Origin of the sequence: Paracoccus pantotrophus, from assembly GCF_008824185.1 — a bacterium.
Lineage (GTDB): Bacteria > Pseudomonadota > Alphaproteobacteria > Rhodobacterales > Rhodobacteraceae > Paracoccus > Paracoccus pantotrophus.
In genome coordinates this window covers 94,493-118,721 of record NZ_CP044423.1, presented here as the reverse complement: position 1 = coordinate 118,721, position 24,229 = coordinate 94,493, and the positions used below count along the sequence as shown (strand labels likewise).

Sequence of the window (24,229 nt, the reverse complement as noted above, 5' to 3'; positions counted from 1 at the left end):
GCCCTGTCGCGCCCATCGTCACGCGCCCGTCACGCTTTCTTGCGAAATGCGGCCCGTGGCCCTAAATGAGCCATTCGTTTTCCGCTTTCACGGTCGCAAGGCCAGAGGTTCCGCGCCATGTCCGATCTGCAGACGCCCTATTACCTGATCGACCTCGCGAAGCTGCGGGTGAACATGGAGCGAATCCACTATCTGCGCGAACGCTCGGGCGCGAAATGCCTGCTGGCGCTGAAATGCTTCGCCACCTGGTCGGCCTTCGACTTCATGCGCGACTTCATGGACGGCACCACCTCGTCCTCGCTGTTCGAGCTGCGGCTGGGGCACGAGGAATTCGGCAAGGAAACCCATGCCTATTCCGTCGCCTGGGCCGATCACGAGATCGACGAGGCGCTGGGTTACGCCGACAAGATCATCTTCAACAGCCTGGGCCAGCTCGACCGCTATGGCGCGCGGGCCAAGGCGCGCGGCATCGCCATGGGGCTGCGGCTGAACCCGCGCTTCTCGACCAGCGGCTTCGACCTGGCCGACCCGGCCCGCCCCTTCTCGCGGCTGGGCGAATGGGATCTGAACCGGCTGGAGGCGGCGCTGGACCGCATCTCGGGCGTGATGATCCACTACAATTGCGAGAATGCGGATTTCGAGCTGTTCGACGCCCAGCTGGGCCGGATCGAGGCCGAGTTCGGCGGCTTCCTGGAAAGGCTCGACTGGGTCAGCCTGGGCGGCGGCATCCATTTCACCGGCGAGGGCTATCCGCTGGACCGTCTTGCCGACCGGCTCAAGGCGTTCTCGGAACGTTTCGGCGTGCAGGTCTTCCTGGAACCGGGCGAGGCCAGCATCACCCGCTCGACCACGCTGGAGGTCACGGTCCTGGACACCATCCACCACGGCAAGGACGTGGCCATCGTGGACAGCAGCATCGAGGCGCATATGCTCGACCTGCTGATCTATCGCGAGACGGCGAAGCTGCCGCAGGAGGGCGAGCATCCCTGGCAGATCGCCGGCAAGACCTGCCTCGCGGGCGACATCTTCGGCGAGGGCCGCTTCCCGCAGCCGCTGAAGGTCGGCGACCGCATCAGCATCGCCGATGCCGGCGGCTATACCATGGTCAAGAAGAACTGGTTCAACGGCGTGCCCATGCCCGCCATCGCCATCCGGGCCGAGGACGGAACGATCCGCGAGGTCCGCCGGTTCACCTATGACGACTACAAAGCCAGCCTGTCCTGACCAGGCGCAAGCCATCCCCTTTCCTTAGCCCCCGAAAAGGAGACTGAATTGGCCAAGAACGTGCTCATCATCGGCGCCGGCGGCGTCGCCCAGGTGGTCGCGCATAAGGTGGCGCAGAACGCCAAGGAATTCGGAACGCTGCATATCGCCAGCCGAACCGTGTCCAAGGCCGAGAAGATCATCGCGAGCATTCGTGAAAAGGGCCATTCGGTCGAATTCACCGCGCATCCGCTGGACGCCATGGACAGCGCCGCCGTGGCCGCGCTGATCCGCCAGATCGACGCCGGCATCGTCGTCAACGTCGGCTCGGCCTTCGTCAACATGACCGTCCTGCAGGGCTGCATCGAGACCGGCGCCGCCTATATCGACACCGCGATCCACGAAGATCCGACCAAGATCTGCGAGACGCCGCCCTGGTATGCCAATTACGAATGGAAGCGGCGCGAGGATTGCGAGAAGGCCGGCGTCACCGCCATCCTGGGCGCGGGCTTCGACCCCGGCGTGGTCAACGCCTATGCCCGGCTGGCCGAGGACGAATATTTCGACAAGATCGACTCGATCGACATCGTGGACATCAATGCCGGCTCCCACGGCCGCTATTTCGCCACCAATTTCGACCCCGAGATCAACTTCCGCGAATTCACCGGCACGGTCTATTCCTGGCAGGGCGGCGAATGGCGGCAGAACCAGATGTTCGAGGTCGGCCGCGAATGGGATCTGCCCGTCGTCGGCAAGCGCACCGCCTACCTGTCCGGCCATGACGAGGTACACAGCCTCTCGGCCCGCTACAAGGACGCCGACGTGCGCTTCTGGATGGGCTTCGGCGAGCATTACATCAATGTCTTCACCGTGCTGAAGAACCTCGGCCTGCTTTCCGAACAGCCGGTCACGACCGCCGAGGGGCTGGAGGTCGTGCCGCTGAAGGTGGTCAAGGCCGTGCTGCCCGACCCGGCCAGCCTCGCCCCCGATTACGAGGGCAAGACCTGCATCGGCGACCTGGTCAAGGGCACGCTGGACGGCAAGCCGGGCGAGGTGTTCATCTACAACGTCGCCGACCACAAGGACGCCTATAACGAGGTCGGCAGCCAGGGCATCAGCTACACCGCGGGCGTGCCCCCGGTCGCGGCGGCGATCCTGATCGCGCGCGGCACCTGGGACGTGAAGCGCATGGTCAATGTCGAGGATCTGCCCGCCCGCCCCTTCCTGGAACTGCTGGGCGACCTGGGCCTGCCCACCCGCGTCATCGACGCCACGGGCGACCACCCGCTGTAAGCGCGGCCCGGCCGGCTGGCCGAAAACGCCCGCGGCGGGGGAACCCGGCCGCGGGCTTGGCGTTTCCCCCGCGCAAAGCGGAGAGGGGGATGCATGCCGCCGGATCGGGAACACCGCAGCCACATGTTTCCCTTTGCCGCACCCGCCGACAAGGGCGGGGCCAAGGTGGCCAACTGGGCCGTGATCGGCATCTTCCTCATCCTGCTGTTCAGCTTCTTCGCGCAAGCGCGCAGTTTCCTGATGCCGGTGACGCTGGCGATCCTGCTGTTCTTCGTCTTCGTGCCCTTCCGCCGGCTGATGGAGCGGCTGGGCATCGGGGCCATCGTCACCGCGGCCATCGTCTCGCTGGGCCTGGTGGTGGCGGTGGTGCTGATCGGCTTCGCCATCTCGGGCCCGGCCAATCGCCTGATCGAGAACGCGCCGCAGATCACCGAGCGGCTGGAACAGCGATTCGCCGAGATTCGCAGCAATTTCCATGGCCTGGAACGCGCCGCCGAAAAAATCGACGAGATCGCCGGCGGCGGCGCGGCCCCGCCCGGGCCCGCCACATCGCCCGGCGAGACGCCGCCGGATGCGACGCTGACCGGCACGCTCAGCGCCATCCCCGCCCCCGGCACGCCGCAACCGCCCGACCAGCAGATCCAGGTCGAGGTGAACGCCACCCCCGAGACCTCGACCCTGGCCAGCGTGCTGAACCTGGGTCCGGCCTTCGCCGGCCAGATCATCTTCACGCTGTTTTTGCTGTTCTTCCTGATCTCCTCGGGCGACCTGCTGTATCTCAAGATCGTGCAGAGCTTCGATTCCATGCGCGAAAAGCGCGCGGCCTACCTGGCGCTGCGCGAGATCGAGGACAGCCTGGGCGCCTATCTGGGCGCGATCACCCTGATCAATGCCTGCCTGGGGCTGGCCATCGGGCTGGCCATGTGGGTCTGGGGCATGCCCAGCCCGGTGCTGTTCGGACTGGCGGCCTTCCTGCTGAACTTCATCCCCTACCTGGGCTCGGTCGCCGGCATCGTCATCGCGACGCTCGTCGGGGTCTTCGTCTTCGACGACCTGTTCACGCCGCTGATGATCGGCCTGACCTACCTGGGCCTGACCGCGCTGGAAGGACAGCTCATCACCCCCTATCTCGTCTCGCGCCGCTTGCAGCTGAACACGGTGGTGGTGTTTCTGACCGTCGCGCTCTGGGCCTGGCTTTGGTCGGTGATCGGCATGATCGTCGCCGTGCCGCTGCTGGTGGTGATGCGGGTGCTTGCCGAACATATTCCCGGCCTGCAGAAATTCGGCAATTTCCTGGCCGGCGAGGATCCGCCTGCGCTGGAGGACGAGGACGAAGAGGAGGCGCGCGAACTGGTCGAGGCCGGCGGCAATGCGCAGGATGCCGCCCAGGCCGGCACCGCCACGATGGTCCTGGCCACCAAGGAGTGATCGCGCTCTGGATCACGCCGCAAAACATGGCATCATCGCGACGCCATCCATGGACGAATCGCGACAGATGCCCGAACCCGACCTTACGCCCGACCCCAGCCAGCCGCGACTGCGCATCGGCTTCCTGCTGACGCCGCGCTTCACGCTGTCGGCCTTTGCCACCTTCGTGGACGTGCTGCGGCTGGCGGCCGACGATGGCGACGGCTCGCGCCCGATCCGCTGCCGCTGGCGGGTGCTGTCGTCGGACATGGCGCCGGTACAATCCTCCTGCGGGATACGCATCGAGCCGGACGAGCGGCTGGGCGACCCCGCGCGCTTCGACTATATCATCACCGTGGGCGGGCTGATCGACGGCGGCCCCGGCCTTTCGCCGGAACAGGGCGCCTTCCTGCGCCGCGCCGCCCTGGCGCGGGTGGCGCTTGGCGGGCTTTGCACCGGGGTCTTCGCCATGGCCCGCATCGGGCTGATGGACGGCTATCGCTGCTGCGTCAGCTGGTTCCATCACCAGGATTTCCTGGCCGAGTTCGAGCGGATGCGCCCGGTCTCGGACCAGATCTTCGTGGTGGACCGCGACCGGCTGTCCTGCTCGGGCGGGGTCAGCGCCGCGCATCTGGCCGCCTTCCTGGTCGACCGCCACCTGGGCCGGGCCGCCGCGCGCAAGGCGCTGTCGATCCTGATGATCGACGAGCCGATGGCCGGTGACCGCCCGCAGCCCGGCCTGCCGCTGGAACTCAACGCCCGCGACCCGCTGGTGCGCCGCGCGCTGCTGGCCATGCAGCAGAACCTGCATGCGCCCTTGTCCATCGCCCGCATCGCCAGGGATCTGGGCGTCGGGCGGCGCAAGCTGGAACGGCATTTCAACGCCGACCTGGGCATCCCGCCCGCCGATGCCTCGATCCGCATCCGGCTGGCGCAGGCGCGCATGCTGCTGGCGCGCACCGACCGCACCGTCACCCGCATCGCCGAGGAGACCGGCTTCTGCGACGCCTCGCACCTGATCCGGGTCTTCCGCGAGACCGAGGGCACCACCCCCGACCTTTGGCGCCAGAACCGCGTCCCCCTGGCGCAGGACGCGCCCTGACCGGCCGTTGCACGGCGCCACCCGGCAACGTGCCGGGCCGCGCCCGATAATGCGTGGCGATTTCGGATGAGGAGAGGGTGAGATGCCGAACAAGGCCACGGTCAGGGGCGTTTTGATGGATGCGACGCTTGCGCCGATCGCTTCGGGCAAGATCGTCGCGACGCTTCAGGGCTCGGACATATTCGACGGCGGGCTGCGGGTGGTGACGCAGCAGGTCGAGGCGACGACGGATGCGCAGGGCGGCTGGTCGCTGGATCTGATCGTGAACGGCGAGGGGGAGCGGGCGGGCACGACCTGGACGATCGCGGGCTACAACCAATATGTGGCCAAGGTGTTCGAGGCGAAATCGCTGTTTTTGGCCTCGGCGCTGGCGACGACGCTGGGCGATCTGGAGCGGAGCAGCGCGCAGAACCTGCGGGCCGCGCGCGAGGGCAACGCGGCGCGGCTGATCAGCGTCCCGGATTACGACCGCTACCTGGCCCTGCCCGAAAGCCAGAGGCGGCCGAACGACCTGGTGCTGGTCAAGCCGCAGTAGCGCCTCGCCGGGTGGGCGGTGCAGGGCGGTCCCGCTTGGCGGGGCCGCCTTTTTTCATGCGCGGGTTCGCGGCGATGCGCCGCACGCGGCACATGGGCGCCGCGACCGCCCCGGCAGGATGGCAACACCGGCGCGGGCAAAGGGAACCTTCGCACCGACCTCTCGTTGAACTCGGCGGCAAACGGCCTATTCTGCAACCGGGCCCTTGTTCCATCACGAAAGGACGAAGCCGGATGACCAACCAGACGCAGGCCAGCGCCCAAGCTGCCTTGGACGAAATCCAGACCGTGACCGCGGTCGTCCTGCCCGAACCCCCCGCCGCCGCGCCGACGCTGACCGAGGCAGAACCCGCCGTCGCCGAGGAAATCCGCAAGCGCATGGCCGAGGTCGACATCCGCGATTCGGGCTCGATCGTGCATTTCGGCGCCCGCGCCCAGAACGAATTGCAGGAAATCAGCCAGGCCATGCTGGCGGATGTCAAGAACAAGGACGTTGGCCCGGCCGGCGAATCGCTGCGCGAGATCGTGACCACCATCCGCGGCTTTTCCGTCAGCGAACTCGACGTGCGGCGCGAGCGCAGCTGGTGGGAAAGGCTGCTGGGCCGCGCCGCACCCTTCGCCAAGTTCGTGGCGAATTACGAGGAGGTGCAGGGCCAGATCGACCGCATCGCCATGGACCTGGACCAGCACCAGCACCGGCTGCTCAAGGACATCAAGTCGCTGGACCTGCTTTATCAGCGCACGCTGAACTTCTATGACGAACTGGCGCTCTATATCGCCGCGGGCGAAGAGAAGCTGGCCCAGATCGACCGCGACGAGATCCCCGCCCGGGAAGCCGCCGTCGAATCCGCGGCCGAGAACGACAAGGTCATGGCGGCGCAGGAGCTGCGCGACCTGCGCTCGGCCCGCGACGACCTGGAGCGGCGGGTCCACGACCTCAAGCTGACGCGGCAGGTGACGATGCAGTCGCTGCCCTCGATCCGGCTGGTGCAGGAAAACGACAAGTCTCTGGTCACCAAGATCAATTCGACGCTGGTGAACACCGTGCCGCTGTGGGAGACGCAGCTGGCCCAGGCCGTCACCATCCAGCGCAGCGCCGAAGCCGCCCGCGCGGTCAAGGAGGCGAACGACCTGACCAACGACCTTCTGACCGCCAACGCCAAGAACCTGCGCGAGGCCAATGCCCAGATCCGCACCCAGATGGAGCGTGGCGTCTTCGACATCGAGGCGGTGCGCACCGCCAATGCCGAGCTGATCTCGACCATCGAGGACAGCCTGCGCATCGCCGACGAGGGCCGCACCCGGCGCGCCGCCGCCGAGGAAGACCTCAAGGCGATGGAGGCCGAGTTGCGCAAGACGCTCGCCTCGGCCGGCGCCCGATCCGCAACCCCCGCAGCCAAGACGCCGTGACCCTGCCAGCCCGATCCCACCTGCCTCTTTCCGCAGCCCTCGCGGCGCTGGCGCTGCTTGCCGCCTGTACGCCGGAGCCGCCGGCCGAGGCGCCGCCCCCCGCGGTCGAGGCACCGCCGCCGCCCGAACGCCCCGACCCGCCGGTCGACCTGGCGGCGCTGCGCCGCGAGCGCGCGGAAAGCGCCCGTGCCGCCAAGGCGCGCGCCGAGGCCGCCGCCGCCTCGCCCGCCAGCCGCAACATGCGCGACTATCTTGCCGGGGTCGAGCAGGCGCTGATCGCCCGCGGCAGGCTGCGCACTGACAGCGGCGACGAAATCGCGCTGACGCCGGAAAAGCTGGCCGACACCTTCATCGAGGTCGCGCTTTACGACGAATATGTGCGCGAGGGCGGCAAGCTGGTCTCGCGCCCGACGCCGGCGCCCTTGCGGCGCTGGCAGCAGCCGGTGGCGCTGCGGCTGGAATTCGGCGATTCGGTCGCCCCCGACCAGCGCGCCCGCGACCGCGCCGAGATCGCTGGCTTCGCCGCCCGGCTTGCCCGCATCAGCGGCCATCCGGTCGCGCTGACCGGCGGCGCCGGCAATGTCACCGTGCTGATCCTGAACGAGGACGAGCGCCGCGCCATCGGCCCGCGCCTGGCCGCGCTGGTGCCCGGCATCCCGCCCGGCGACATCGCCGCCCTGCGCGATCTGGCGCCGCAGAACTATTGCACGGTCTTCGCCTATTCCAACGGCAATTCCCCGGTCTATGCGCAGGCGGTGGCGCTGATCCGGGCGGAGTTGCCGCCGCGCATGCGCCGGTCCTGCATGCACGAGGAACTGGCGCAGGGCATGGGGCTGGCCAATGACAGCCCCCGCGCGCGCCCCTCGATCTTCAACGACAACGAGGAATTCGCCTATCTGACCCGGCATGACGAGCTGCTGCTGCAGATCCTCTACGATGCCCGGCTGCGCCCCGGCATGACCGAGGCCGAGGTCCGCCCCATCGTGCTGCAAATCGCCCGCGAACTGCTGGACACCGAAGCATAGGCCCGCCGCTCGGGTCTTGACGCCGGGCGGCTGCGGGGCACTATCGCAGGCAGGCGTCCCGCAGAGCGAAAGGCAGCCCCCATGAGCATCTTCGACATTCTCGGCGGCGAGTTCATCGAGATCATCGAATGGACCGACGACACCCGCGACACCATGGTCTGGCGCTACCCGACCGTCGGCAAGGCGATCAAATACGGCGCCAAGCTGACCGTGCGCGAGGGCCAGGCCGCCGTCTTCATCCACGAGGGGCAGCTGGCGGACGTGTTCCAGCCCGGCCTCTACATGCTCGAGACGAACAACCTGCCGGTCCTGACCCGGTTGCAGCACTGGGACCACGGCTTCCGCAGCCCCTTCAAGTCCGAGATCTATTTCGTCAACACCACCCGCTTCAACGACCTGAAATGGGGCACCAGGAACCCGGTGATCGCGCGCGACCCGGAATTCGGCCCGGTGCGCATCCGCGCCTTCGGCACCTATTCCATGCGCGTGACCGACCCCGGCCGCTTCATGACCGAGATCGTCGGCACCGACGGCGAATTCACCCGCGACGAGATCAGCTTCCAGCTGCGCAACATCATCGTGCAGGAGTTTTCGCGCATGATCGCCGGCTCGGGCATCCCGGTGCTGGACATGGCGGCCAATACCGGCGATCTGGGCCAGATGGTCGCCAAGGCGATCGGCCCGACCGTCGCCGCCTATGGCCTGGCCATCCCGGAATTCTACATCGAGAACATCAGCCTGCCCGACGAGGTGGAAAAGATGCTCGACAAGCGCACTTCGATGGGCATCGTCGGCGACCTGAACCGCTTCGGCCAATATGCCGCATCCGAGGCGATGCTGAACGCCTCGAACCAGCCCGGCGGCATGGGGGCGGGAATGGGCGCGGGCATCGGCGCCGGGCTTGGCGCGGGCATGGGCGCCGCCATGGCGCAGCGCGGCCCCTGGGGCGCCGTGCCCCAGCAGCAGGCGCCGCAGACCCCGCCGCCGCTGCATCCCGAAACCGTCTGGCACATCGCCGTGAACGGCCAGGCCGACGGCCCCTATGGCCGCGCCCATCTCGGCCGCCTGGTGCGCGAGGGCGGCTTCACCCGCGAAACGCTGGTCTGGACCCCCGGCCAGGACGGCTGGAAACCGGCCGAGGAGGTCGCCGAACTCGCCCAGCTCTTCACCGTCGCGCCGCCGCCCCCGCCGCCGATCCCGAAGGCGGAGTAAGCCGCCGGAATGCCGACCCCGCCCTCGGAATACCGCTATCCTTGCGAGAATTGCGGCGCCAGCCTGGAATTCTCGCCGGGCCAGCAAAGCCTGGTCTGCCCCTATTGCGGGCATGAAAGCCATATCGGCCCCGGCCCCGCCCGCGCGCCCTCGCGCCAGGCGCAGCAGGGGCCATGGGGCGAAAGCGCCATCCTGCTCGACCCGGCGACCGGGCGGGCGCTGCAATGGGACGGCGGGCACAAGGCGCCGCAATTGCAGGAACTGCCGCTGGAACACGGGCTGTCGCTGGACCGGCACAGCGACCTGACCGAGACGATACGCACCCTTTCCTGCCCGAATTGCGGCGCCAAGGTCGAGATCACCAGCGACCGCCACGCCTCGGCCTGCCCGTTCTGCGCCACCGCCGTCGTCACCGACACCGGGACGACGCGCCACATCAAGCCGCAGGGCGTGCTGCCCTTCGTCATCACCGAGGCGCAGGCGAAAGCCGCGCTCGAGGACTGGCTCAAGGGGCTCTGGTTCGCGCCGACGGGCCTGACCGCCTATGCCCGGCGCGGCAAGAAGATGAGCGGGGTCTATTCGCCCTTCTGGACCTTCGACGCCGACACCGCCTCGCGCTACAGCGGCGCCCGCGGCGACTGGTATTACGAAACCGTCTATGTCACGCAGATGGTGAACGGCCGCCAGCAGCGGGTGGCGCAGCAGGTGCGCAAGACGCGCTGGACCCCGGTTTCGGGCCAGGTGGCGCGGAATTTCGACGATGTGCTGGTGCTGGCCTCGACCTCGCTGCCGCGCCGCATCACCGATGCGCTGACGCCTTGGGATCTGTCGCATCTGGTGCCCTACCGGCCCGAATACCTCGCCGGTTTCCTGGCCGAGGGCTATACGATCCCGCTGGGCTCCGGCCATGACATCGCCCGGCAGGAAATGGCCGGGGTAATCGCCATGGACGTGCGCCGCGCCATCGGCGGCAACGAACAGCGCGTCACCGGCATCGAGACCCGCTTCGCGAACGAGACCTTCAAGCATATCCTGCTGCCGGTCTGGACCGCCGCCTATCGCTACAACGGCAAGAGCTATCGTTTCGTGGTCAACGGCCAGTCCGGCCGCGTGCAGGGCGAACGGCCCTGGTCTGCCTGGAAGATCGCCCTTGCCGTGCTGCTGGCGCTGGCGCTGCTTCTGGCGGCGCTGTGGCTGAACGAGCGCGGCGGTTTCATCCGCATCGGCGCGGCCCCGATCACGCAGGATATTTCCATCGCCGACAGTTACCGCTATCAGGAGACAGGAACGGGCTGACGAAGGAAGGGGAGGGCCATGATCCTTTGCGCCGGGGAATCGCTGATCGACATGGTGCCCGAGGGCGCCAATTACCGGCCGCTGCCCGGAGGCGCGGTCTACAACACCGCCATCGCGCTCGGCCGCATGGGGGCGCAGACGGGCTATCTCTGGCCGATCTCGCGCGACACGTTCGGCGAGACGCTGCTGCGCCCGCTGGCCGAGGCCGGGGTGGATACCGGGCTTTGCCCGCGCAGCGACCGGCTGACCACACTGGCCTTCGTGACCCTGACCGGTGGCGAGGCACGCTATTCCTTCTATGACGAGGGCTCGGCCGGGCGCATGTTCGCCCCCGAAGACCTGCCCGAGATCCCCGATACCGTCTCGGCGCTGTTCATCGGCGGCATCAGCCTGGTGCCGGACCCCTGCGGCGCCGCCGTCGAGGCGCTGGTGGAGCGCGTGCGCCACCGCGTGCCGGTGATGCTGGACCCCAACATCCGCCCCTTCTTCATCGCCGACGAGACGGCCTATCGCGCCCGGCTCGACCGGCTCATCGCCATGGCCGACCTGGTCAAGCTCTCGGGCGACGACCTCGACTGGCTGATGCCGGGCGCAAGCTTCGAGGAGGCCGCCGCCGCGATCCTGTCCCGCGGGCCGCGGGTGGTCTTCCAGACCGGCGGTTCGGCCGGCGCGCGCGCGCATTGGTCGGGCGCGCCGCTCTCTGCCCGGGCGGTGCGGGTCGAGGTCGCCGACACGATCGGCGCCGGCGACACCTTCAATGCCGGCGTCCTGGCCGCGCTGGACCGCGCCGGGGTGCTGACGCGCCAGGGGCTGGAGACGCTGGCGCCGGAATCCATCGCCCAGGCGCTCGCGCTCGGCACAAGCGCGGCGGCGATCACCGTCTCGCGCCCCGGCGCCGACCCGCCCTGGGCGCATGAACTGGCCGCCCTGCCGGGCTGAAGGACGGCAGCGCCGGCGCTTTCACCGTTTCCCAAATACCCCGGCGCAAGGCGGCAACTCCGGCGCCGCGCGCCTTCCGGGCAACCCGTCCGGCAAGCCGCTGGCGGGGGGCGACAGCCGGGCCGGGCATTTCCGGACAAGGCGTCTTGAAACCCCGGCCGCCTGTCCCAAGATAGAACCACCGAACCGCGGCAACCGTCAGGAGACCGAATGCCTGCACAAGGCAAAGGCCCGCCTTCCGGCGATCCCGATCCCGGTCCGGCGGCCGGGAACCAGGATCTGCGGCCGGGAAACGGCCCGCCTTGGCGGCGTGAGCATCTTTCGGACGTGCTGACCCGAATCGCCGGCGACACCAGCCGCGACAGGCTCAGCGTCACCGACCTGCTGATCCTGCTGGAGGGGCGTGCGACCGCCGGGCTTCTGCTGCTGTTCGCCTTTCCTAACATCCTGCCCATGCCGCCGGGCACCTCGGGCATCCTGGGCCTGCCGCTGGTCTATCTCTCGTTCCAGATGATGCTGGGCCAAAGGCCCTGGCTGCCGCGCTTCATCGCCCAGCGGTCGCTGCCGCGCGCGGATTTCGCGGCGATCCTCGCGCGCTGCGCGCCCGCCCTGGTCCGGGCCGAAAGGCTGCTCATCCCCCGCATCCTGCCCCTGTCCTCACCCTTGGCGGTGCGGCTGGTGGGCGGGCTTTGCCTGGGACTTTCGATCGTGCTGCTGCTGCCGATCCCGCTCGGCAACATGCTGCCGGCGCTGGCCCTCGCCATCCTCGCGCTTGGCGTGCTGGAGCGGGACGGGCTGTGGATCGTCGGGGGCGGCCTGCTGGCCATCCTGGCCTTTGCCATCATCTGGGGCGTCATCTGGGCATTCATCCGCGGCCTGTCCCTGCTGTTCGCCTGAGCCATCCGGGCCGGGCGATCACCCGCCGGAAGATGCCAGGGACGGCGGCACAGGCCGGAAAGCCGAAGGCGGGCCGCAGCCGGAACAGCCGGACATGCCGCGCGGCCGGGCCGGACGAAAAGCGCCATGGTGCCGGCGACCTCCTCCAGCGTCACCGCCTGCAATGGCCCGGTATCAGGGTCGCCAGCCCGCGGATCAACCCGCCGGCCACCCAGCCGCTTGCCGGCTGGAAAGGCCGAGACCTGATGCCGGTCCACCGCAATGACCGGGAAACGCAGCGCCCGACGCGTCCCCGCCGCCGCACAGGCGCGAAACAGGGCCTCGGCCCCGGCGACCGGGACGGCCGAGGCATCCTGGCAAGCATTGTCCCGGAGCGTGCCCACGCAGCCTACCGCCGCGTCGATGTCGCGAAGATGCGACTGCCGGCCTCCGACCCGGTGGCCTGCCGGAAATCCGCACAGACCCGGTGCGAGACCGTGCCAGGCAGCGCCGGCACAGCGCGGCGAACGGCTATCCAGGACGGGACGAACCTCCGGCAGGCGGCATTGTGCAGCGCCGGGCCGCGGAGCCGGAACAATGTCCGCCCAGGGTGGTTATACACGCATAACGTGTCCGAAGATCGCCGGCGCAACCCCGTTCAAGGCTGCCGCGACCCGCATTTCGATCGTGCTTTCGTCAAGGTTTTTCCAGTCGTGCCGCAGGCGTTCTTCCATCGCACCAGGAGGAAAACACCATGCCGCACCGGATCCCGCCCCCCGAGGCAAGGCGCTTGCAGCCTGCCTGCTGCTTGCCGCCTGCACCGCGACGCCGACCGCAGGCCCGGACAAGGGCCATGACATACAGGTCTCGTCGCCGGGCCTGGTCGAGTGCAGCGCCCCCAGCCCGCAGGTCGTCCAATCCGGCCTGAACGCGACCAACCGCGCGCGCAGCCGGGCCGGGCTGCCGGCGCTTCAGGCCGATGCCCTGCTGTCGCAGGCCGCCGCCGCCCATGCCTGCGACATGGCGCAGCGCGGCCGGATGAGCCATGCCGGCAGCCGCAGCAGCGGCCCGGCACAAAGGCTCAAGGCGCTGGGATATGCGCCGCGCATCACCGCCGAGAACATCGCCGCGGGGCCCTATGGCACCGAACAGGTGCTGGGGGAATGGAACAGCTCCAGCGGGCATCTGGCCAATATCCTGATCCCGCAGCTGCGGCAGTTCGGCATCGGCCATGCCACCGGCGCGGATGGCCGGACCCGCTTCTGGTCGGCGGTCTATGCCGCCCCGGCCGGGCGCTGAGCGCAGGGGATCGGCCGCAGCGCCGCCGCCCTATCGCGCCGCGGCCTGCATGCCCTGGCCTGCCTGAACCGCGGTGACGGCGGCCGCGTCGACGATGTCCTGCACCGAGCAGCCGCGCGACAGGTCGTTGGCGGGTTTAGCGAGGCCCTGGAGGATGGGTCCGATGGCGGTAAGGCCGCCGAGGCGCTCGGCAATCTTGTAGCCGATATTGCCCGCGGCCAGGTCGGGAAAGACAAAGACGTTCGGCCGCCCCGACAGCCGGCTTGCCGGCGCCTTCCTGGTCCGGATCGCCTCGTCCAGCGCCGCGTCAAACTGCATCTCGCCGTCCACCTCCAGCTCGGGGGCGGCGGCGCGGATCAGCGCCAGCGCCTCGCGGATGCGGCCAAGGCTCGGGTGATCGGCCGAACCCGCGGTCGAGAAGGACAAAAGCGCCACCCGCGGCTCCTCGGCCAGCAGCCGGCGGCAGCTTGCGGCGGCCGAAAGCGCGATGGCGGCCAGTTCCTGCGCATCGGGCTGGATCACCAGCCCGCAATCGGCGAAGATCATGCCGCCCTTGATCGGCGCATCGGGTCCGCAGGACAGCATCAGGAAAAAGCTGGACACGATCCCCGCATCCGGCGCCCGGCCGATGATCTGCAACGCGGCGCGGACGGTATCGGCGGTGGTGGCGACGGCGCCGCCCAGCGTGCCGTCGGCCTGGCCCAGCCGCACCCGCATCGCCGCCTGGCGGATCGGGTCGCGCATCTCGTCGCGCGCGCGCTCGGCGGTCATGCCCCTGGCCGCGCGCAGCCGGTGCCAGTGGTCGGCCAGTTCCGCCAGGTCCGGCGCGCCCGCCGGGTCGATGCGGCCGGCGCCGGGGATCCGGGGCCCGCCCATCAGGGTGACGCGGGCCAGCCCCTCGGCCAGCAGCCGGCGGGCGGCCTCGGCCACGCGCGGGTCGTCGCCCTCGGCCAGGATGATGTGGCGATCCAGCGCCCTGGCGGTCTCGTGGATGCGGTCGAGCGGTTTCATGGCGTTACCCCAAAAGATGCAGGCCGGCGGTGACGAAGACGGCCAGGAACACGGTCTCGGCCAGGATCAGCGCGATGGCGCCGGTGCCGACCTCGAGCATCTTGCCGAGCGAAGTCTTGATGCCGACCGCGGCAATGGCGATCAGCAGCGCCCAGCGAGAAAGCTGGCCGGCGAAATCCGAGACCCCCTGCGGGATCAGCCCCAGGCTGTTCAGCCCCGCCAGCGCCAGAAAGCCGATGACGAAGCCCGGCAAGAGCGGCGGCGCCTTGCCGCCATCGGCATCGGCCAGCCCGCGCGCCCGGATCGCCAGCGAAAAGCACAGCACCACCGGCGCCAGCATGGAAACGCGGATCAGCTTGACCAGTGTCGCGGTCTCGCCCGTCTCGGGGCCGATGGAAAAGCCGGCGCCGACCACCTGGGCCACGTCATGGATGGTGCCGCCCAGGAAGACGCCGGAATCGCGCGCCGTGAAGCCGAAAAGCCCGGCCAGCATCGGGTAAAACACCATGGCCACGGTCGAAAGCACGGTAACGGACAGCACGGTGAAGACCAGGTCGCGCTCGGATTTCTCGTACCGCGGCAGAACGGCGGCGATGGCCATGGCCGCCGAGGCGCCGCAGATCGCCACCGAGCCGCCGGTCAAGAGCGCAAAGCGCCAGCCGCGGCCGACCAGCCGGCTGGCGGCAAGGGCAAACAGGATGGTCAGCACCACGCCCGCCACCACCAGCGCGATGGCGCCCGGCCCCAGCGCCGCCAGCATGCCGGCCGAGATGCGCGCGCCCAGAAGCGCCACCCCCAGCCGCAGAACGGTGCGGGCGGTAAAGGCGATGCCGGGGGCGGTGCGGGTGCCGTCCTCGGCCAGGAAGTTCAGCGCCAGGCCCAGGAGCAGCGCCAGCAGCATGGCGGGGGCGCCGTAATGATCCGACAGGAATTGCGCCGTGGCCGCGACCAGGGCCGAGACGGCGAAGCCCGGAAAGGCTTCCTCGATCAGGCCGCGCGAAGGGATCATGGTGGAAATCATCGTCCTCACCGGGATGCGGGGATGGGCCGGGGCGCTTGCCGCGCGCCGGGCGATGTCATGGGGGTCGCGGGTGGCACCGGGCCGCCGAAGGGGGCTCTGCCCCCCGCGCTTGCGCGCGCCCCCCGGGAGTATTTGGGAAACGGTGAAAGGCAGGGAGCGCCGCTGCCTTCCGCCGCCTCCCCCCGGTCAGGCCGCGCCCTGCTGCGGGCGCATGTCGGCCGGGTCGATGCCGGCCACAACCACCGGCTTCTTCATCGCGTCGCGGCGGAAGGGCTCGCCCAGTTCCTGGTTCAAGAGCACCTCGATGAAGGTGGTCTCGCGGTTCTTCATCTGCCGCTCGACCGCATCGTGCAGCGCCGCGGTCAGTTCGTCCTGGCTCTTCACCTGCACGCCCCGCAGCCCGCAGGCCTCGGCGATCTTGGCATAGGAGGTGTCGCGGTCCAGTTCCGTGCCGACGAAATTGTTGTCGTACCACAGCGTCGTGTTGCGCTTTTCCGCCCCCCATTGGTAGTTGCGGAAGATCACCATGGTGATCGCCGGCCAATCGTCGCGGCCGCAGGCGGTCATCTCGTTCATCGAGATGCCGAAGGCGCCGTCGCCGGCAAAGCCGATCACCGGCACGTCGGGATTGCCGATCTTGGCGCCCAGGATCGCCGGGAAGCCGTAGCCGCAGGGGCCGAACAGCCCCGGCGCCAGGTATTTCCGCCCCGCCTCGAAACTGGGATAGGCGTTGCCGATGGCGCAGTTGTTGCCGATGTCCGAACTGACGATGGCCTCCTTCGGCACCGCCTGCATGATCGCCCGCCAGGCCTGGCGCGGGCTCATCAGCCCGGCGTCGCGCTTGCGCGCATCCGCGTTCCAGACCGTGCCGGGATCGTCCTCCTCGTGGTCGAGGCTCGACAGTTCCTGCGCCCAGCGGGATTTGGTCTGCGCGACCAGCGCCTTGCGCTCGGCGCGGCCGGCATCGCCCGCCTGGGGGGCAAGCTGCGCCAGGATCCCCCGCGCCACCTTGGCCGCGTCGCCCTGGATGCCGACGGTGACCTTCTTGGTCAACCCGATGCGGTCGGCGTTGATGTCGACCTGGATGATCTTCGCCTCTTTGGGCCAATAGTCGATGCCATAGCCCGGCAGGGTCGAGAACGGGTTGAGCCGCGTCCCCAGCGCCAGCACCACATCGGCCTTGGCGATGATCTCCATCGCCGCCTTCGAACCGTTATAGCCCAAGGGGCCCATGGCCAGCGGGTGCGAGCCGGGGAAGCTGTCATTGTGCTGGTAGTTCGAGCACACCGGCGCATCCAGCCGCTCGGCCAGCCGGACCAGATCCGGGATGGCGCCCGACAGCACCACGCCGGCGCCCGACAGGATCACCGGGAACTGCGCCTCGCTGAGCAGCCTGGCCGCCTCGGTCACCGCCTGCTCGCCGCCCGCGGGACGCTCGAAACCCACGACCTGCGGCAGTTCCACGTCGATGACCTGGGTCCAGAAGTCGCGCGGGATGTTGATCTGCGCCGGGGCCGAGTTGCGCCAGGCCTGCATGATCACCCGGTTCAAGACCTCGGGGATGCGCGAGGCGTCGCGCACCTCTTCCTGGTAGCAGACGCAATCGGCGAAGATGCGCATCTGCTCCATCTCCTGGAAACCGCCCTGGCCGATGGTGCGGTTCGCCGCCTGCGGCGTGACCAGCAGCAGGGGCGTGTGGTTCCAGTAGGCGGTCTTGACCGGCGTCACGAAGCCGGTCACGCCGGGGCCGTTCTGCGCGATCGCCATCGACATCTTGCCGGTCGAGCGGGTGAACCCGTCCGCCATCATCCCGGCATTCGTCTCGTGCGCGCAGTCCCAGAAGGTGATGCCCGCCTTGGGGAACAGGTCGGACACCGGCATCATCGCCGAGCCGATGATCCCGAAGGCATGCTCGATCCCGTGCAGCTGGAGGGTTTTGACGAAAGCTTCCTCGGTGGTCATTTTCATGGCGATGGCTCCTTATTTGCGCTCGTCGCGGAAGTGATAGAGTTTGTAGAGGCCCCATTGGCCGAGGCGCCGGAACGGCGTCCGCCAGCCCTCATGCGGCAGTTCGGTGTTGAAGATCGGCAGGTCGGGCACCGCCTCGCCGGCGACCAGCTGCGCCATGCGCCGCCCGGCCATGGCGGAATACATCACGCCGTTGCCGCCGTAGCCCAAGGCGTAGAAGGCGCCGGGCAGGTCCGGCAGGCCGGTGATGCGCGGCATCATGTCGTGGCTGACATCCACCCAGCCCCACCAGCTGTAGTCCAGCGCGATGCCGCGCAGGGCCGGGAACTTGCGGGCCATCCCCTCGCGCAGCGCGTCCAGATGCGCCGGGTTCGCGGCATCGCGGCCGGTAATCGCGGCGCGCGAGCCGATCTGCAGCCGGTTGTCGGGCAGCAGCCGGTAGTAATGCCGCAGCGTCCGGGTGTCGGTCAGCGGCGAGCGTTTTTGGATGCCGACCGCTTCCAGTTCGTCGGGCGTCAGCACGCGGGTAACGATGCTGTTCGACATGATCGGCATCAGCCGGTCCCGAAGCCGCGGATGCAGGCTGCGCGGCGCATAGGCCGCCGTCGCCACCGCCACCCGCTTGGCGCGCACCGTGCCGCCCGGCGTGCGCAGGTGATGCAGGCCGTTCCGGTAGTCCCAGCCCTGCACCGGGCTGTCGACATGCACCCTGGCGCCCAGTTCGCGGACGACGCGCAGATAGCCGAAGGCCAGTTTCGCGGCATGGATACCGACGCCGTCCGCCTCCCACATGGCGCCATGCGCCTCCTGGTCGCGCACCACCTCGGCATGCAGCTCGTCGCGCGAGATCATGCGGGCATCGTAGCCGAAGGTGTCGCGCAGCAGCGCCGCCTCGCTTTCCAGGGCCGGCAGCACGCTGGCCTTGTGGGCGATATAGTAATGCCCGCCATCCTGCGGATCGCAGTCGATCGCATGGTCGCGGATCAGGCCGCGGAACAGATCGAAGGCCTCGCAGACCTCGGCATGCAGGCGCTTCGCCACCTCGAGGCCCCAGCGTTCGATCCACTGGCTGCGCTTGAGCCGACCCGAGCTGATCTGGGCCTGGCCGCCGTTGCGGGTCGAGCAGCCATAGGCAACGCCGTTCGCTTCCAGCACCACGGCCTTGATGCCGTGCATCTTGGCCAGGTGAAGCGCGCAAGACAGGCCCGTATAGCCCGAGCCGATCACCACCACATCGGCATCCATGTCGCCCGTGACCGGGCCGTCATCCGGCGGCGGGGTGCCGGCGGTGCCGATCCAGTAGGTCGGCGCGTAATCGCTGCGCGGGCCCAGGCTGCGGGCCGTGATGGGGTCGTAGAACGGGTCGTAGGGCTGGGCGCCCGCTCGTTTCTCGATCGCCTGCATGGCGGGCCTCATTTCTCGACAAGGGCGGGTGCAGAGGCGGGGATGGCCGGGCGCTGCTTGCGGATCGCCTGCTTCTCGACGATCCGGCCGCCCGCGATGCGGAACAGGTCGACGCCCTGCACCTCGGTCCGGCTGCCGTCCGGGTTGGTGGCGCGGAAGGTCCATTGCGAGACGCCGCGGCTGCCGTCCTCGGACAGGAAATGCGTGTGATCGGCCCATTCGACGTCCGGCATCGTGGTCCAGACCGCCTCGAAGGCCCTGGCGATGGCCGCCTTGCCCTCGACCTTGTTGCCGTATTCATGCTCGCCGGCGACGGTGTAGAACACGCAGTCCTCGGCGAAATGGGTCATCACGCCGTCGATGTCGTGGCGGTTGAAGGCGTCGAAGGTGGCCTTCAGGTCGTCGGCGGTCAGTTTGCGGGTCATCGGTGGATACTCCTTTCCCGGTCGGCGGCGCGCAGGCGCGCCTCCGGGACGTTTGCGGTGAATGGTGGCGGGTCAGGTCCGGGGCGGGATCAGACCTTGCCCTTCCAGGGGATCAGTGCCCGCTCGATGCGGCGGATCAGCAGGTCGAAGGCAAAGGCCAGGATACCGATCACGATGATCCCCATGATCACGGCGTCGCTGGCCAGGTATTCGGCCGAGTTCAGCACCATGAAGCCCAGGCCGCGATGGGCGGCGACCATCTCGGCCGCGACCAGCGTCGTCCAGCCCACGCCGATGCCGATGCGCATGCCGGTAAAGATCTCGGGCAGCGCGGCCTTGAGGATGACGTGGAAGATCACCTGCAGCTTGCTGGCGCCCATGGCGTAGGCGGCATGGATCTGCTCGATCGAGACCGAGCGCACGCCGGCGCGCGCCGCGATGGCCATGGGGGCAAAGATCGCCAGGAAGATCAGAAAGACCTTGGGAAACTCGCCGATGCCCAGCCAGATGATGATCAGCGGCAGATAGGCCAAGGGCGGCAGCGGGCGGTAGAACTCGATGACCGGATCCAGCAGGCCGCGGATCACCCGGTTCACCCCCATCAGGATGCCGACCGGCACCGCGATGGCCAGCGCCAGGAAGAAGGCGCCCAGCACCCGGCCGAGGCTTGCCAGCGTGTGCTGGGCCAGGGTCGAGTTCGACACGCCCTCGGTCGCGGCCAGCACGAACTTGCCCCAGACCGCGGCGGGCGAGGGCAGGAACAGCGGCCTGACCCAGCCCATGCCGGTGACCAGGAACCACAGCGCGATCAGCGCGACCGCCGTGGCCAGGCTGATAAGCGCGCTGGAGCCGTCGCCGGGGGCGCCATAGGATACGCCGGGCCGGGCCGGGCGTGCTTTCGTCAGCCGGTCAAGCATGGATCTTTTCCCGCTCGCCGGCGCGTTCGTCGCCATAGATGATGCCAAGGATCTGCTCCCTCATCTCGATGAAATCGGGGCTGGACTTGATGGCGCGGGCATTGCCCTCGGCCAGGAAGCGGCGGTTGAAGTCCAGCTCGTAGGTGTGGGTGATGCGGCCCGGCCGCGGCGACATGACGATCAGCCGCGAGCCGAGAAACAGCGCCTCCTCGACGCTGTGGGTGATGAAGAAATACATCTTGTCGGTCTGCTGCCAGATCTGAAGCAGCAGTTCCTGCACCGTCTCGCGGGTCAGCGCGTCCAGCGCCGCCATCGGCTCGTCCATCAAGAGCATGGCCGGGTCGCAGGTCAGGGCGCGGGCGATGCCGACGCGCTGCTGCATGCCGCCCGAGAGGTGATAGATCATGTGCTTGTGGAAATCCTGCAACCCGACCAGCGCCAGGTTTTTCACCGCGCGCTCGCGCCGCGTCCTGGCGTCCACGCCCTGCAGCTTCAGGCCGAACTCGACATTGTCGATCACGTTCAGCCAGGGCAGCAGCGCGTGTTTCTGGAACACCACGCCACGGTCGGCACCGGGGCCGGTGACCGGCCGCCCGCCTAGGGTGATCTGCCCGGCCGAGGGCGCCATGAACCCGGCCATCAGGTTCAGAAGCGTGGTCTTGCCGCAGCCCGAGGCGCCCAGCGCCACGACGAAATCGCCGCTCTTGACCTCCAGGTTCACGCCTTTCAGCGCGGTGACCGGGGCACCCTTGTGGTGGCCGGGGTAGATCAGGCTGACGTCGGAAACTTTCAATGTCTGCATATCAGCGGTCTTTCCGAGAAAGGGGTTACAGGCAGGCGGGATGCGGCCCCGAGGGGGCCGGCCGCCTATTGTGCCGCGGCCTGGGCGAAGCTCGGGTTCACGAAGGGCGCGTAATCCTCCAGCGCGGCGTCGATCTGCTTCTGCTCGACCAGGAAGCGGGCGCTTTCGCCCAGCGCGCGGACCGCGCCGCCGGTCAGCCAGGTCTCGGATGCCTGCTCGGCCGCGTCGGGAAAGGACAGCATGTTCAGCGCCTCGATCGTGCCGGCGGCATCGCCACCGATGGTCTTGACGATGCCTGCGACCTGCGGCGAATCCTCGGTCCAGGCCGCCTTGTCGGCGTTGTAATCGGCATAGGCCCCGGCCAGCGCCCTGGTAAAGGCGACCATGAACTCCGGGTTCTCGGCGGCGAATTTCTTGTCCGCCACCAGCCCGTCAAAGGTCGGCACGCTGGCCGCGCCGATCTGTTCGCTGTCGGCGATCACCGTGCCTTCCTTCATCAGCTCGGTCAGCACCGGCGGCCAGACATAGGCGGCATCGATGTCGCCGCGCTGCCAGGCGGCCAGGATCTGCGGCGGCTTCATGTTCAGGATGTTGACGCCGCGCGGGTCGATCTTCCAGACTTGGTCCATGCCGACGAGCAGGTGGAAATGCGCGGTCGAGACGAAGGGCACGGCGACCTTCTTGCCGGTCAGATCCCCCGGCGCCTCGATGCCCGAGCCGTTGCGGGCGACCAGCGCCTCGGACTTGCCGATATTGTCGAGGATCCAGAACAGCTCGAACTCCACCCCCCGCGTCGCCGCGGCGGCGATCCCGGTCGAGCCGATCACCCCCACCGGCACGTTGCCCGAGGCCAGCGCGGTCGAGATGTCGCCCCCGGACGAGAACTGCCGCCAGTCGATCTTGTAGCCCGCCTCCTTGGCGGCGGCGTCCAGCCGGCCGTCGGCGATGGCGGCGATGAAGGGGCCGACGATCTGCTGGTAGCCCACGACCACGGTGGTCTCGGCATGGGCCGGGGCCGGGCCGAGGCCGGCGCCAAGCGTCATCGCGGCCAGGAAGATTCCGGCCCGGTTCATATTGGTCATTGTCGTGACTCCCTGTCTTTCGATTGTTGGTCTTCCGACGCGGCCGAGCCCTTGGGCTCAGCCCTTTCTCTGTTGGCTTGCAGCTCTGCATGGCTGCTTCTTGCGACAAAATGTTGCAGGTGGCGGGGCACAACGATATGTCCAGTTGAAAGCAAAGATAAGTCCAGATGAGCGACCGGATTCCCGTCGAGATGTTCTTCCTGCGCGACAGCGAGGCAGGGACGCTGCAAGCGCGGCTGGCGGCGGCCATCGTGCGGGCAATCCTGGAAACCCGCGCACGGCCTGGCACCCGGCTGCCCTCGTCGCGGGGTCTGGCCGAAACGCTGGGCATCTCGCGCATGACGGTGACGCTGGTCTATCAGGAACTGATCAGCCAGGGCTATCTGGAGACGCGGCCGCGCTCCGGCGTCATGGTCGCCGCCACCGTGCCGCACCGCCGGCTGAAGGTGCAGGAACCGCTGCCGCATGAAACCGCGCTCGACTGGGACAGCTGGCTTGCGGGCGAGCTGCCGCGCCAGCGGGTGATCCGCAAGCCGGCGAACTGGCGCGATTTCCGCTATCCCTTCATCTACGGGCAAAGCGACCCGGCGCTGTTTGACCACAACGCCTGGCGCGACTGCGCCCGCCGGGCCTGGGGGACGCGGGATTTCGGCGAGCTGGCCTCGGATCTTTATGGCGCCGACGACCCGATGCTGATCGACTATATCTGCTCGCATTCCCTGCCCCGGCGCGGCATCCAGGCCGAGCCGGACGAGGTGCTGGTGACGCTGGGCGCGCAGAACGCGCTCTTCATCACCGTCGAGCTGCTGGCGCGGGGCGACCGGCTGGCGGTGACCGAGGATCCGGGCTATCCCGATTTCGCCGAAACCCTGCGCCGCGCCCACAGCCCGACCACCTTCCTCGACGTGGACGAGGGCGGGCTGAACCCCGAGCTGCTGCCGCAGGGCACGCGGCTGGTGATCGTGACGCCCAGCCACAACATCCCGACCGGCGCCACCATGCCGCTGGCGCGGCGCCGCGACCTGCTGGCCCGCGCCGCCGCGCATGACTTCCTGATCGTCGAGGACGATTACGATTTCGAGATGTCCTATCTCGCGCCCCCCGCGCCGGCGTTGAAATCGCTCGACCGCTCGGGGCGGGTGATCTATGTCGGCAGCTTCTCGAAATCGTTGTTTCCGGGGCTGCGCATCGGCTACATGGTGGCGCCGGCGCCCTTCATCGCGCGGGCCCGCGCGCTGCGCGCCATCATGCTGCGCCACCCGCCGAACCATCTGCAAAGGATCACCGCCTATTTCCTGGCGCTCGGCCATTACGACGCACATATCGTGCGGCTGCGCGGCGCGCTGAAACGCCGCCGCGCGCTGATGGAGCAGGCGCTGGCGGCCACCGGGCTGCGCATCGCCGGGGCGGCGCGCTCGGGCGGATCGAGCCTGTGGGTCGAGGGACCGGCCGGCATCGACAGCACCGTCCTGGCCGCAAGGCTGCAAGAGGACAGCGTGCTGATCGAACCGGGCGAAGTCTTTTTCGAAACCCCGCCGCAGCCCTGCGCCTTCTTCCGGCTGGGCTATTCCTCGATCCGCGAGGACGACATCGCGCCGGGCATCGCCCTGATCGCCCGCCGGACCCGCGAGCTGGCCGCGGAACAGGCCGGCTGACCGCCTGTTCCGCAGGCAGATGTCGCGGCCGCTGCAGGGCTGGGGGCTTTGCCCCCGCGCGTTCCGCGCTCCCCCAGGATATTTGGACATGGAAGAAGCCGGGGCGCGACATCCCGCCGCCCAGTTCTTTCTTGCATAAATATCCTGCGGGGGTCCGGGGGCGCAAAGCCCCCGGCTGCGGTGCCGGCCAAGCCGTACAAGGCCAATCCCCTCTGCCGGGCAGCAGGGTTGCGGCAAATCGTCCGCCGCGCTTCCGTCTTGCGCAACCGCCGGCCCATCCACCGCAAAAACCCGCAAAACCTGCGCCCTTGCGCCTTGCCGGGACGGAATGATAGACCCGAAGGCAAG

General features: G+C 68.7%; 21 protein-coding genes. 13 read left to right on the top strand and 8 right to left on the bottom strand.

Annotated elements, in window-relative coordinates:
* Positions 1–117: 117 nt before the first annotated feature.
* The 12 genes from ESD82_RS00580 to ESD82_RS00525 all read left to right on the top strand — a co-directional run bounded on the left by ESD82_RS00580 (position 118) and on the right by ESD82_RS00525 (position 13,596).
* The gene (locus ESD82_RS00580) at positions 118–1,224 is read left to right on the top strand and encodes a carboxynorspermidine decarboxylase (protein WP_147428545.1); all 1,107 of its coding nucleotides are present in this window, start codon (positions 118–120) and stop codon (positions 1,222–1,224) included.
* A 48-nt stretch (positions 1,225–1,272) separates the two neighbouring features.
* Complete coding sequence (locus ESD82_RS00575; RefSeq protein ID WP_147428547.1) at positions 1,273–2,496, top strand: saccharopine dehydrogenase family protein; 1,224 nt, start codon at positions 1,273–1,275, stop codon at positions 2,494–2,496.
* A 93-nt stretch (positions 2,497–2,589) separates the two neighbouring features.
* Entirely contained in the window at positions 2,590–3,924 is a 1,335-nt protein-coding gene (locus tag ESD82_RS00570; RefSeq protein ID WP_147428549.1) for an AI-2E family transporter, read from the top strand.
* A 67-nt stretch (positions 3,925–3,991) separates the two neighbouring features.
* The gene (locus ESD82_RS00565) at positions 3,992–5,005 is read left to right on the top strand and encodes a GlxA family transcriptional regulator (RefSeq protein WP_024845789.1); all 1,014 of its coding nucleotides are present in this window, start codon (positions 3,992–3,994) and stop codon (positions 5,003–5,005) included.
* Between the two features lie 82 nt (positions 5,006–5,087).
* Positions 5,088–5,540, top strand: a complete 453-nt coding sequence (locus tag ESD82_RS00560; protein WP_147428551.1) for a hypothetical protein — start codon at positions 5,088–5,090, stop codon at positions 5,538–5,540.
* A 233-nt stretch (positions 5,541–5,773) separates the two neighbouring features.
* Positions 5,774–6,949: a toxic anion resistance protein gene (locus ESD82_RS00555; protein ID WP_024845507.1), complete on the top strand. Its 1,176-nt coding sequence runs from the start codon at positions 5,774–5,776 to the stop codon at positions 6,947–6,949.
* A complete protein-coding gene (locus tag ESD82_RS00550) occupies positions 6,946–7,974 on the top strand; it encodes a DUF2927 domain-containing protein (RefSeq protein ID WP_024845508.1) in 1,029 nt (342 codons plus the stop codon). Before ESD82_RS00555 ends, ESD82_RS00550 begins: the two co-directional genes overlap by 4 nt.
* A gap of 81 nt (positions 7,975–8,055) precedes the next feature.
* Positions 8,056–9,186 carry an SPFH domain-containing protein gene (locus ESD82_RS00545; protein WP_147428553.1) on the top strand — a complete coding sequence of 377 codons (1,131 nt, stop codon included), beginning with the start codon at positions 8,056–8,058 and terminating at the stop codon, positions 9,184–9,186.
* Between the two features lie 9 nt (positions 9,187–9,195).
* Positions 9,196–10,482 carry a zinc ribbon domain-containing protein gene (locus tag ESD82_RS00540; protein ID WP_147428555.1) on the top strand — a complete coding sequence of 429 codons (1,287 nt, stop codon included), beginning with the start codon at positions 9,196–9,198 and terminating at the stop codon, positions 10,480–10,482.
* A gap of 18 nt (positions 10,483–10,500) precedes the next feature.
* Positions 10,501–11,421 (top strand): carbohydrate kinase family protein, encoded by a 921-nt coding sequence (locus ESD82_RS00535; protein ID WP_147428557.1) that lies wholly within the window; start codon positions 10,501–10,503, stop codon positions 11,419–11,421.
* A gap of 210 nt (positions 11,422–11,631) precedes the next feature.
* The gene (locus ESD82_RS00530; protein WP_024845512.1) at positions 11,632–12,318 is read left to right on the top strand and encodes an exopolysaccharide biosynthesis protein; all 687 of its coding nucleotides are present in this window, start codon (positions 11,632–11,634) and stop codon (positions 12,316–12,318) included.
* A 666-nt stretch (positions 12,319–12,984) separates the two neighbouring features.
* Positions 12,985–13,596, top strand: a complete 612-nt coding sequence (locus tag ESD82_RS00525; RefSeq protein WP_244314472.1) for a CAP domain-containing protein — start codon at positions 12,985–12,987, stop codon at positions 13,594–13,596.
* A gap of 30 nt (positions 13,597–13,626) precedes the next feature.
* Here ESD82_RS00525 and ESD82_RS00520 read toward each other — a convergent pair whose 3' ends face one another.
* The 8 genes from ESD82_RS00520 to tauA all read right to left on the bottom strand — a co-directional run bounded on the left by ESD82_RS00520 (position 13,627) and on the right by tauA (position 22,226).
* The gene (locus ESD82_RS00520) at positions 13,627–14,607 is read right to left on the bottom strand and encodes a phosphate acetyltransferase (RefSeq protein WP_024845514.1); all 981 of its coding nucleotides are present in this window, start codon (positions 14,605–14,607) and stop codon (positions 13,627–13,629) included.
* Between the two features lie 4 nt (positions 14,608–14,611).
* Complete coding sequence (locus tag ESD82_RS00515; protein WP_147428559.1) at positions 14,612–15,628, bottom strand: YeiH family protein; 1,017 nt, start codon at positions 15,626–15,628, stop codon at positions 14,612–14,614.
* A 186-nt stretch (positions 15,629–15,814) separates the two neighbouring features.
* Positions 15,815–17,596, bottom strand: coding sequence for a sulfoacetaldehyde acetyltransferase (xsc, locus tag ESD82_RS00510; protein ID WP_147428561.1), 1,782 nt, complete (start codon positions 17,594–17,596; stop codon positions 15,815–15,817).
* 12 nt (positions 17,597–17,608) lie between these two features.
* Positions 17,609–19,000: an NAD(P)/FAD-dependent oxidoreductase gene (locus ESD82_RS00505; RefSeq protein ID WP_147428563.1), complete on the bottom strand. Its 1,392-nt coding sequence runs from the start codon at positions 18,998–19,000 to the stop codon at positions 17,609–17,611.
* Positions 19,001–19,008: 8 nt separating this feature from the next.
* On the bottom strand, positions 19,009–19,425 hold the full coding sequence (locus ESD82_RS00500) for a nuclear transport factor 2 family protein (protein WP_147428565.1): 417 nt from the start codon (positions 19,423–19,425) through the stop codon (positions 19,009–19,011).
* An 89-nt stretch (positions 19,426–19,514) separates the two neighbouring features.
* Positions 19,515–20,342 carry an ABC transporter permease subunit gene (locus ESD82_RS00495; RefSeq protein ID WP_024845519.1) on the bottom strand — a complete coding sequence of 276 codons (828 nt, stop codon included), beginning with the start codon at positions 20,340–20,342 and terminating at the stop codon, positions 19,515–19,517.
* Entirely contained in the window at positions 20,335–21,144 is an 810-nt protein-coding gene (locus tag ESD82_RS00490) for a taurine ABC transporter ATP-binding protein (protein WP_024845520.1), read from the bottom strand. Before ESD82_RS00490 ends, ESD82_RS00495 begins: the two co-directional genes overlap by 8 nt.
* 65 nt (positions 21,145–21,209) lie before the next feature.
* Positions 21,210–22,226 (bottom strand): taurine ABC transporter substrate-binding protein, encoded by a 1,017-nt coding sequence (gene tauA / locus ESD82_RS00485; RefSeq protein ID WP_147428567.1) that lies wholly within the window; start codon positions 22,224–22,226, stop codon positions 21,210–21,212.
* A 167-nt stretch (positions 22,227–22,393) separates the two neighbouring features.
* On the opposite strand from tauA, the gene pdxR reads away from it, so the two are divergent.
* Positions 22,394–23,881 carry a MocR-like pyridoxine biosynthesis transcription factor PdxR gene (pdxR, locus tag ESD82_RS00480; RefSeq protein ID WP_024845522.1) on the top strand — a complete coding sequence of 496 codons (1,488 nt, stop codon included), beginning with the start codon at positions 22,394–22,396 and terminating at the stop codon, positions 23,879–23,881.
* The last annotated feature ends 348 nt before the right edge of the window (positions 23,882–24,229 follow it).

Excerpts from the sequence above, each read along its gene's own strand:
- ESD82_RS00495 (WP_024845519.1), bottom strand. The coding sequence starts at position 20,342 with ATGCTTGACCGGCTGACGAAAGCACGCCCGGCCCGGCCCGGCGTATCC.
- ESD82_RS00570 (WP_147428549.1), top strand. The coding sequence starts at position 2,590 with ATGCCGCCGGATCGGGAACACCGCAGCCACATGTTTCCCTTTGCCGCA.
- xsc (WP_147428561.1), bottom strand. The coding sequence starts at position 17,596 with ATGAAAATGACCACCGAGGAAGCTTTCGTCAAAACCCTCCAGCTGCAC.
- ESD82_RS00500 (WP_147428565.1), bottom strand. The coding sequence starts at position 19,425 with ATGACCCGCAAACTGACCGCCGACGACCTGAAGGCCACCTTCGACGCC.
- ESD82_RS00490 (WP_024845520.1), bottom strand. The coding sequence starts at position 21,144 with ATGCAGACATTGAAAGTTTCCGACGTCAGCCTGATCTACCCCGGCCAC.
- ESD82_RS00505 (WP_147428563.1), bottom strand. The coding sequence starts at position 19,000 with ATGCAGGCGATCGAGAAACGAGCGGGCGCCCAGCCCTACGACCCGTTC.
- ESD82_RS00540 (WP_147428555.1), top strand. The coding sequence starts at position 9,196 with ATGCCGACCCCGCCCTCGGAATACCGCTATCCTTGCGAGAATTGCGGC.
- ESD82_RS00545 (WP_147428553.1), top strand. The coding sequence starts at position 8,056 with ATGAGCATCTTCGACATTCTCGGCGGCGAGTTCATCGAGATCATCGAA.
- ESD82_RS00530 (WP_024845512.1), top strand. The coding sequence starts at position 11,632 with ATGCCTGCACAAGGCAAAGGCCCGCCTTCCGGCGATCCCGATCCCGGT.
- ESD82_RS00535 (WP_147428557.1), top strand. The coding sequence starts at position 10,501 with ATGATCCTTTGCGCCGGGGAATCGCTGATCGACATGGTGCCCGAGGGC.
- tauA (WP_147428567.1), bottom strand. The coding sequence starts at position 22,226 with ATGACCAATATGAACCGGGCCGGAATCTTCCTGGCCGCGATGACGCTT.
- ESD82_RS00560 (WP_147428551.1), top strand. The coding sequence starts at position 5,088 with ATGCCGAACAAGGCCACGGTCAGGGGCGTTTTGATGGATGCGACGCTT.
- ESD82_RS00555 (WP_024845507.1), top strand. The coding sequence starts at position 5,774 with ATGACCAACCAGACGCAGGCCAGCGCCCAAGCTGCCTTGGACGAAATC.
- pdxR (WP_024845522.1), top strand. The coding sequence starts at position 22,394 with ATGAGCGACCGGATTCCCGTCGAGATGTTCTTCCTGCGCGACAGCGAG.
- ESD82_RS00515 (WP_147428559.1), bottom strand. The coding sequence starts at position 15,628 with ATGATTTCCACCATGATCCCTTCGCGCGGCCTGATCGAGGAAGCCTTT.
- ESD82_RS00565 (WP_024845789.1), top strand. The coding sequence starts at position 3,992 with ATGCCCGAACCCGACCTTACGCCCGACCCCAGCCAGCCGCGACTGCGC.
- ESD82_RS00580 (WP_147428545.1), top strand. The coding sequence starts at position 118 with ATGTCCGATCTGCAGACGCCCTATTACCTGATCGACCTCGCGAAGCTG.
- ESD82_RS00520 (WP_024845514.1), bottom strand. The coding sequence starts at position 14,607 with ATGAAACCGCTCGACCGCATCCACGAGACCGCCAGGGCGCTGGATCGC.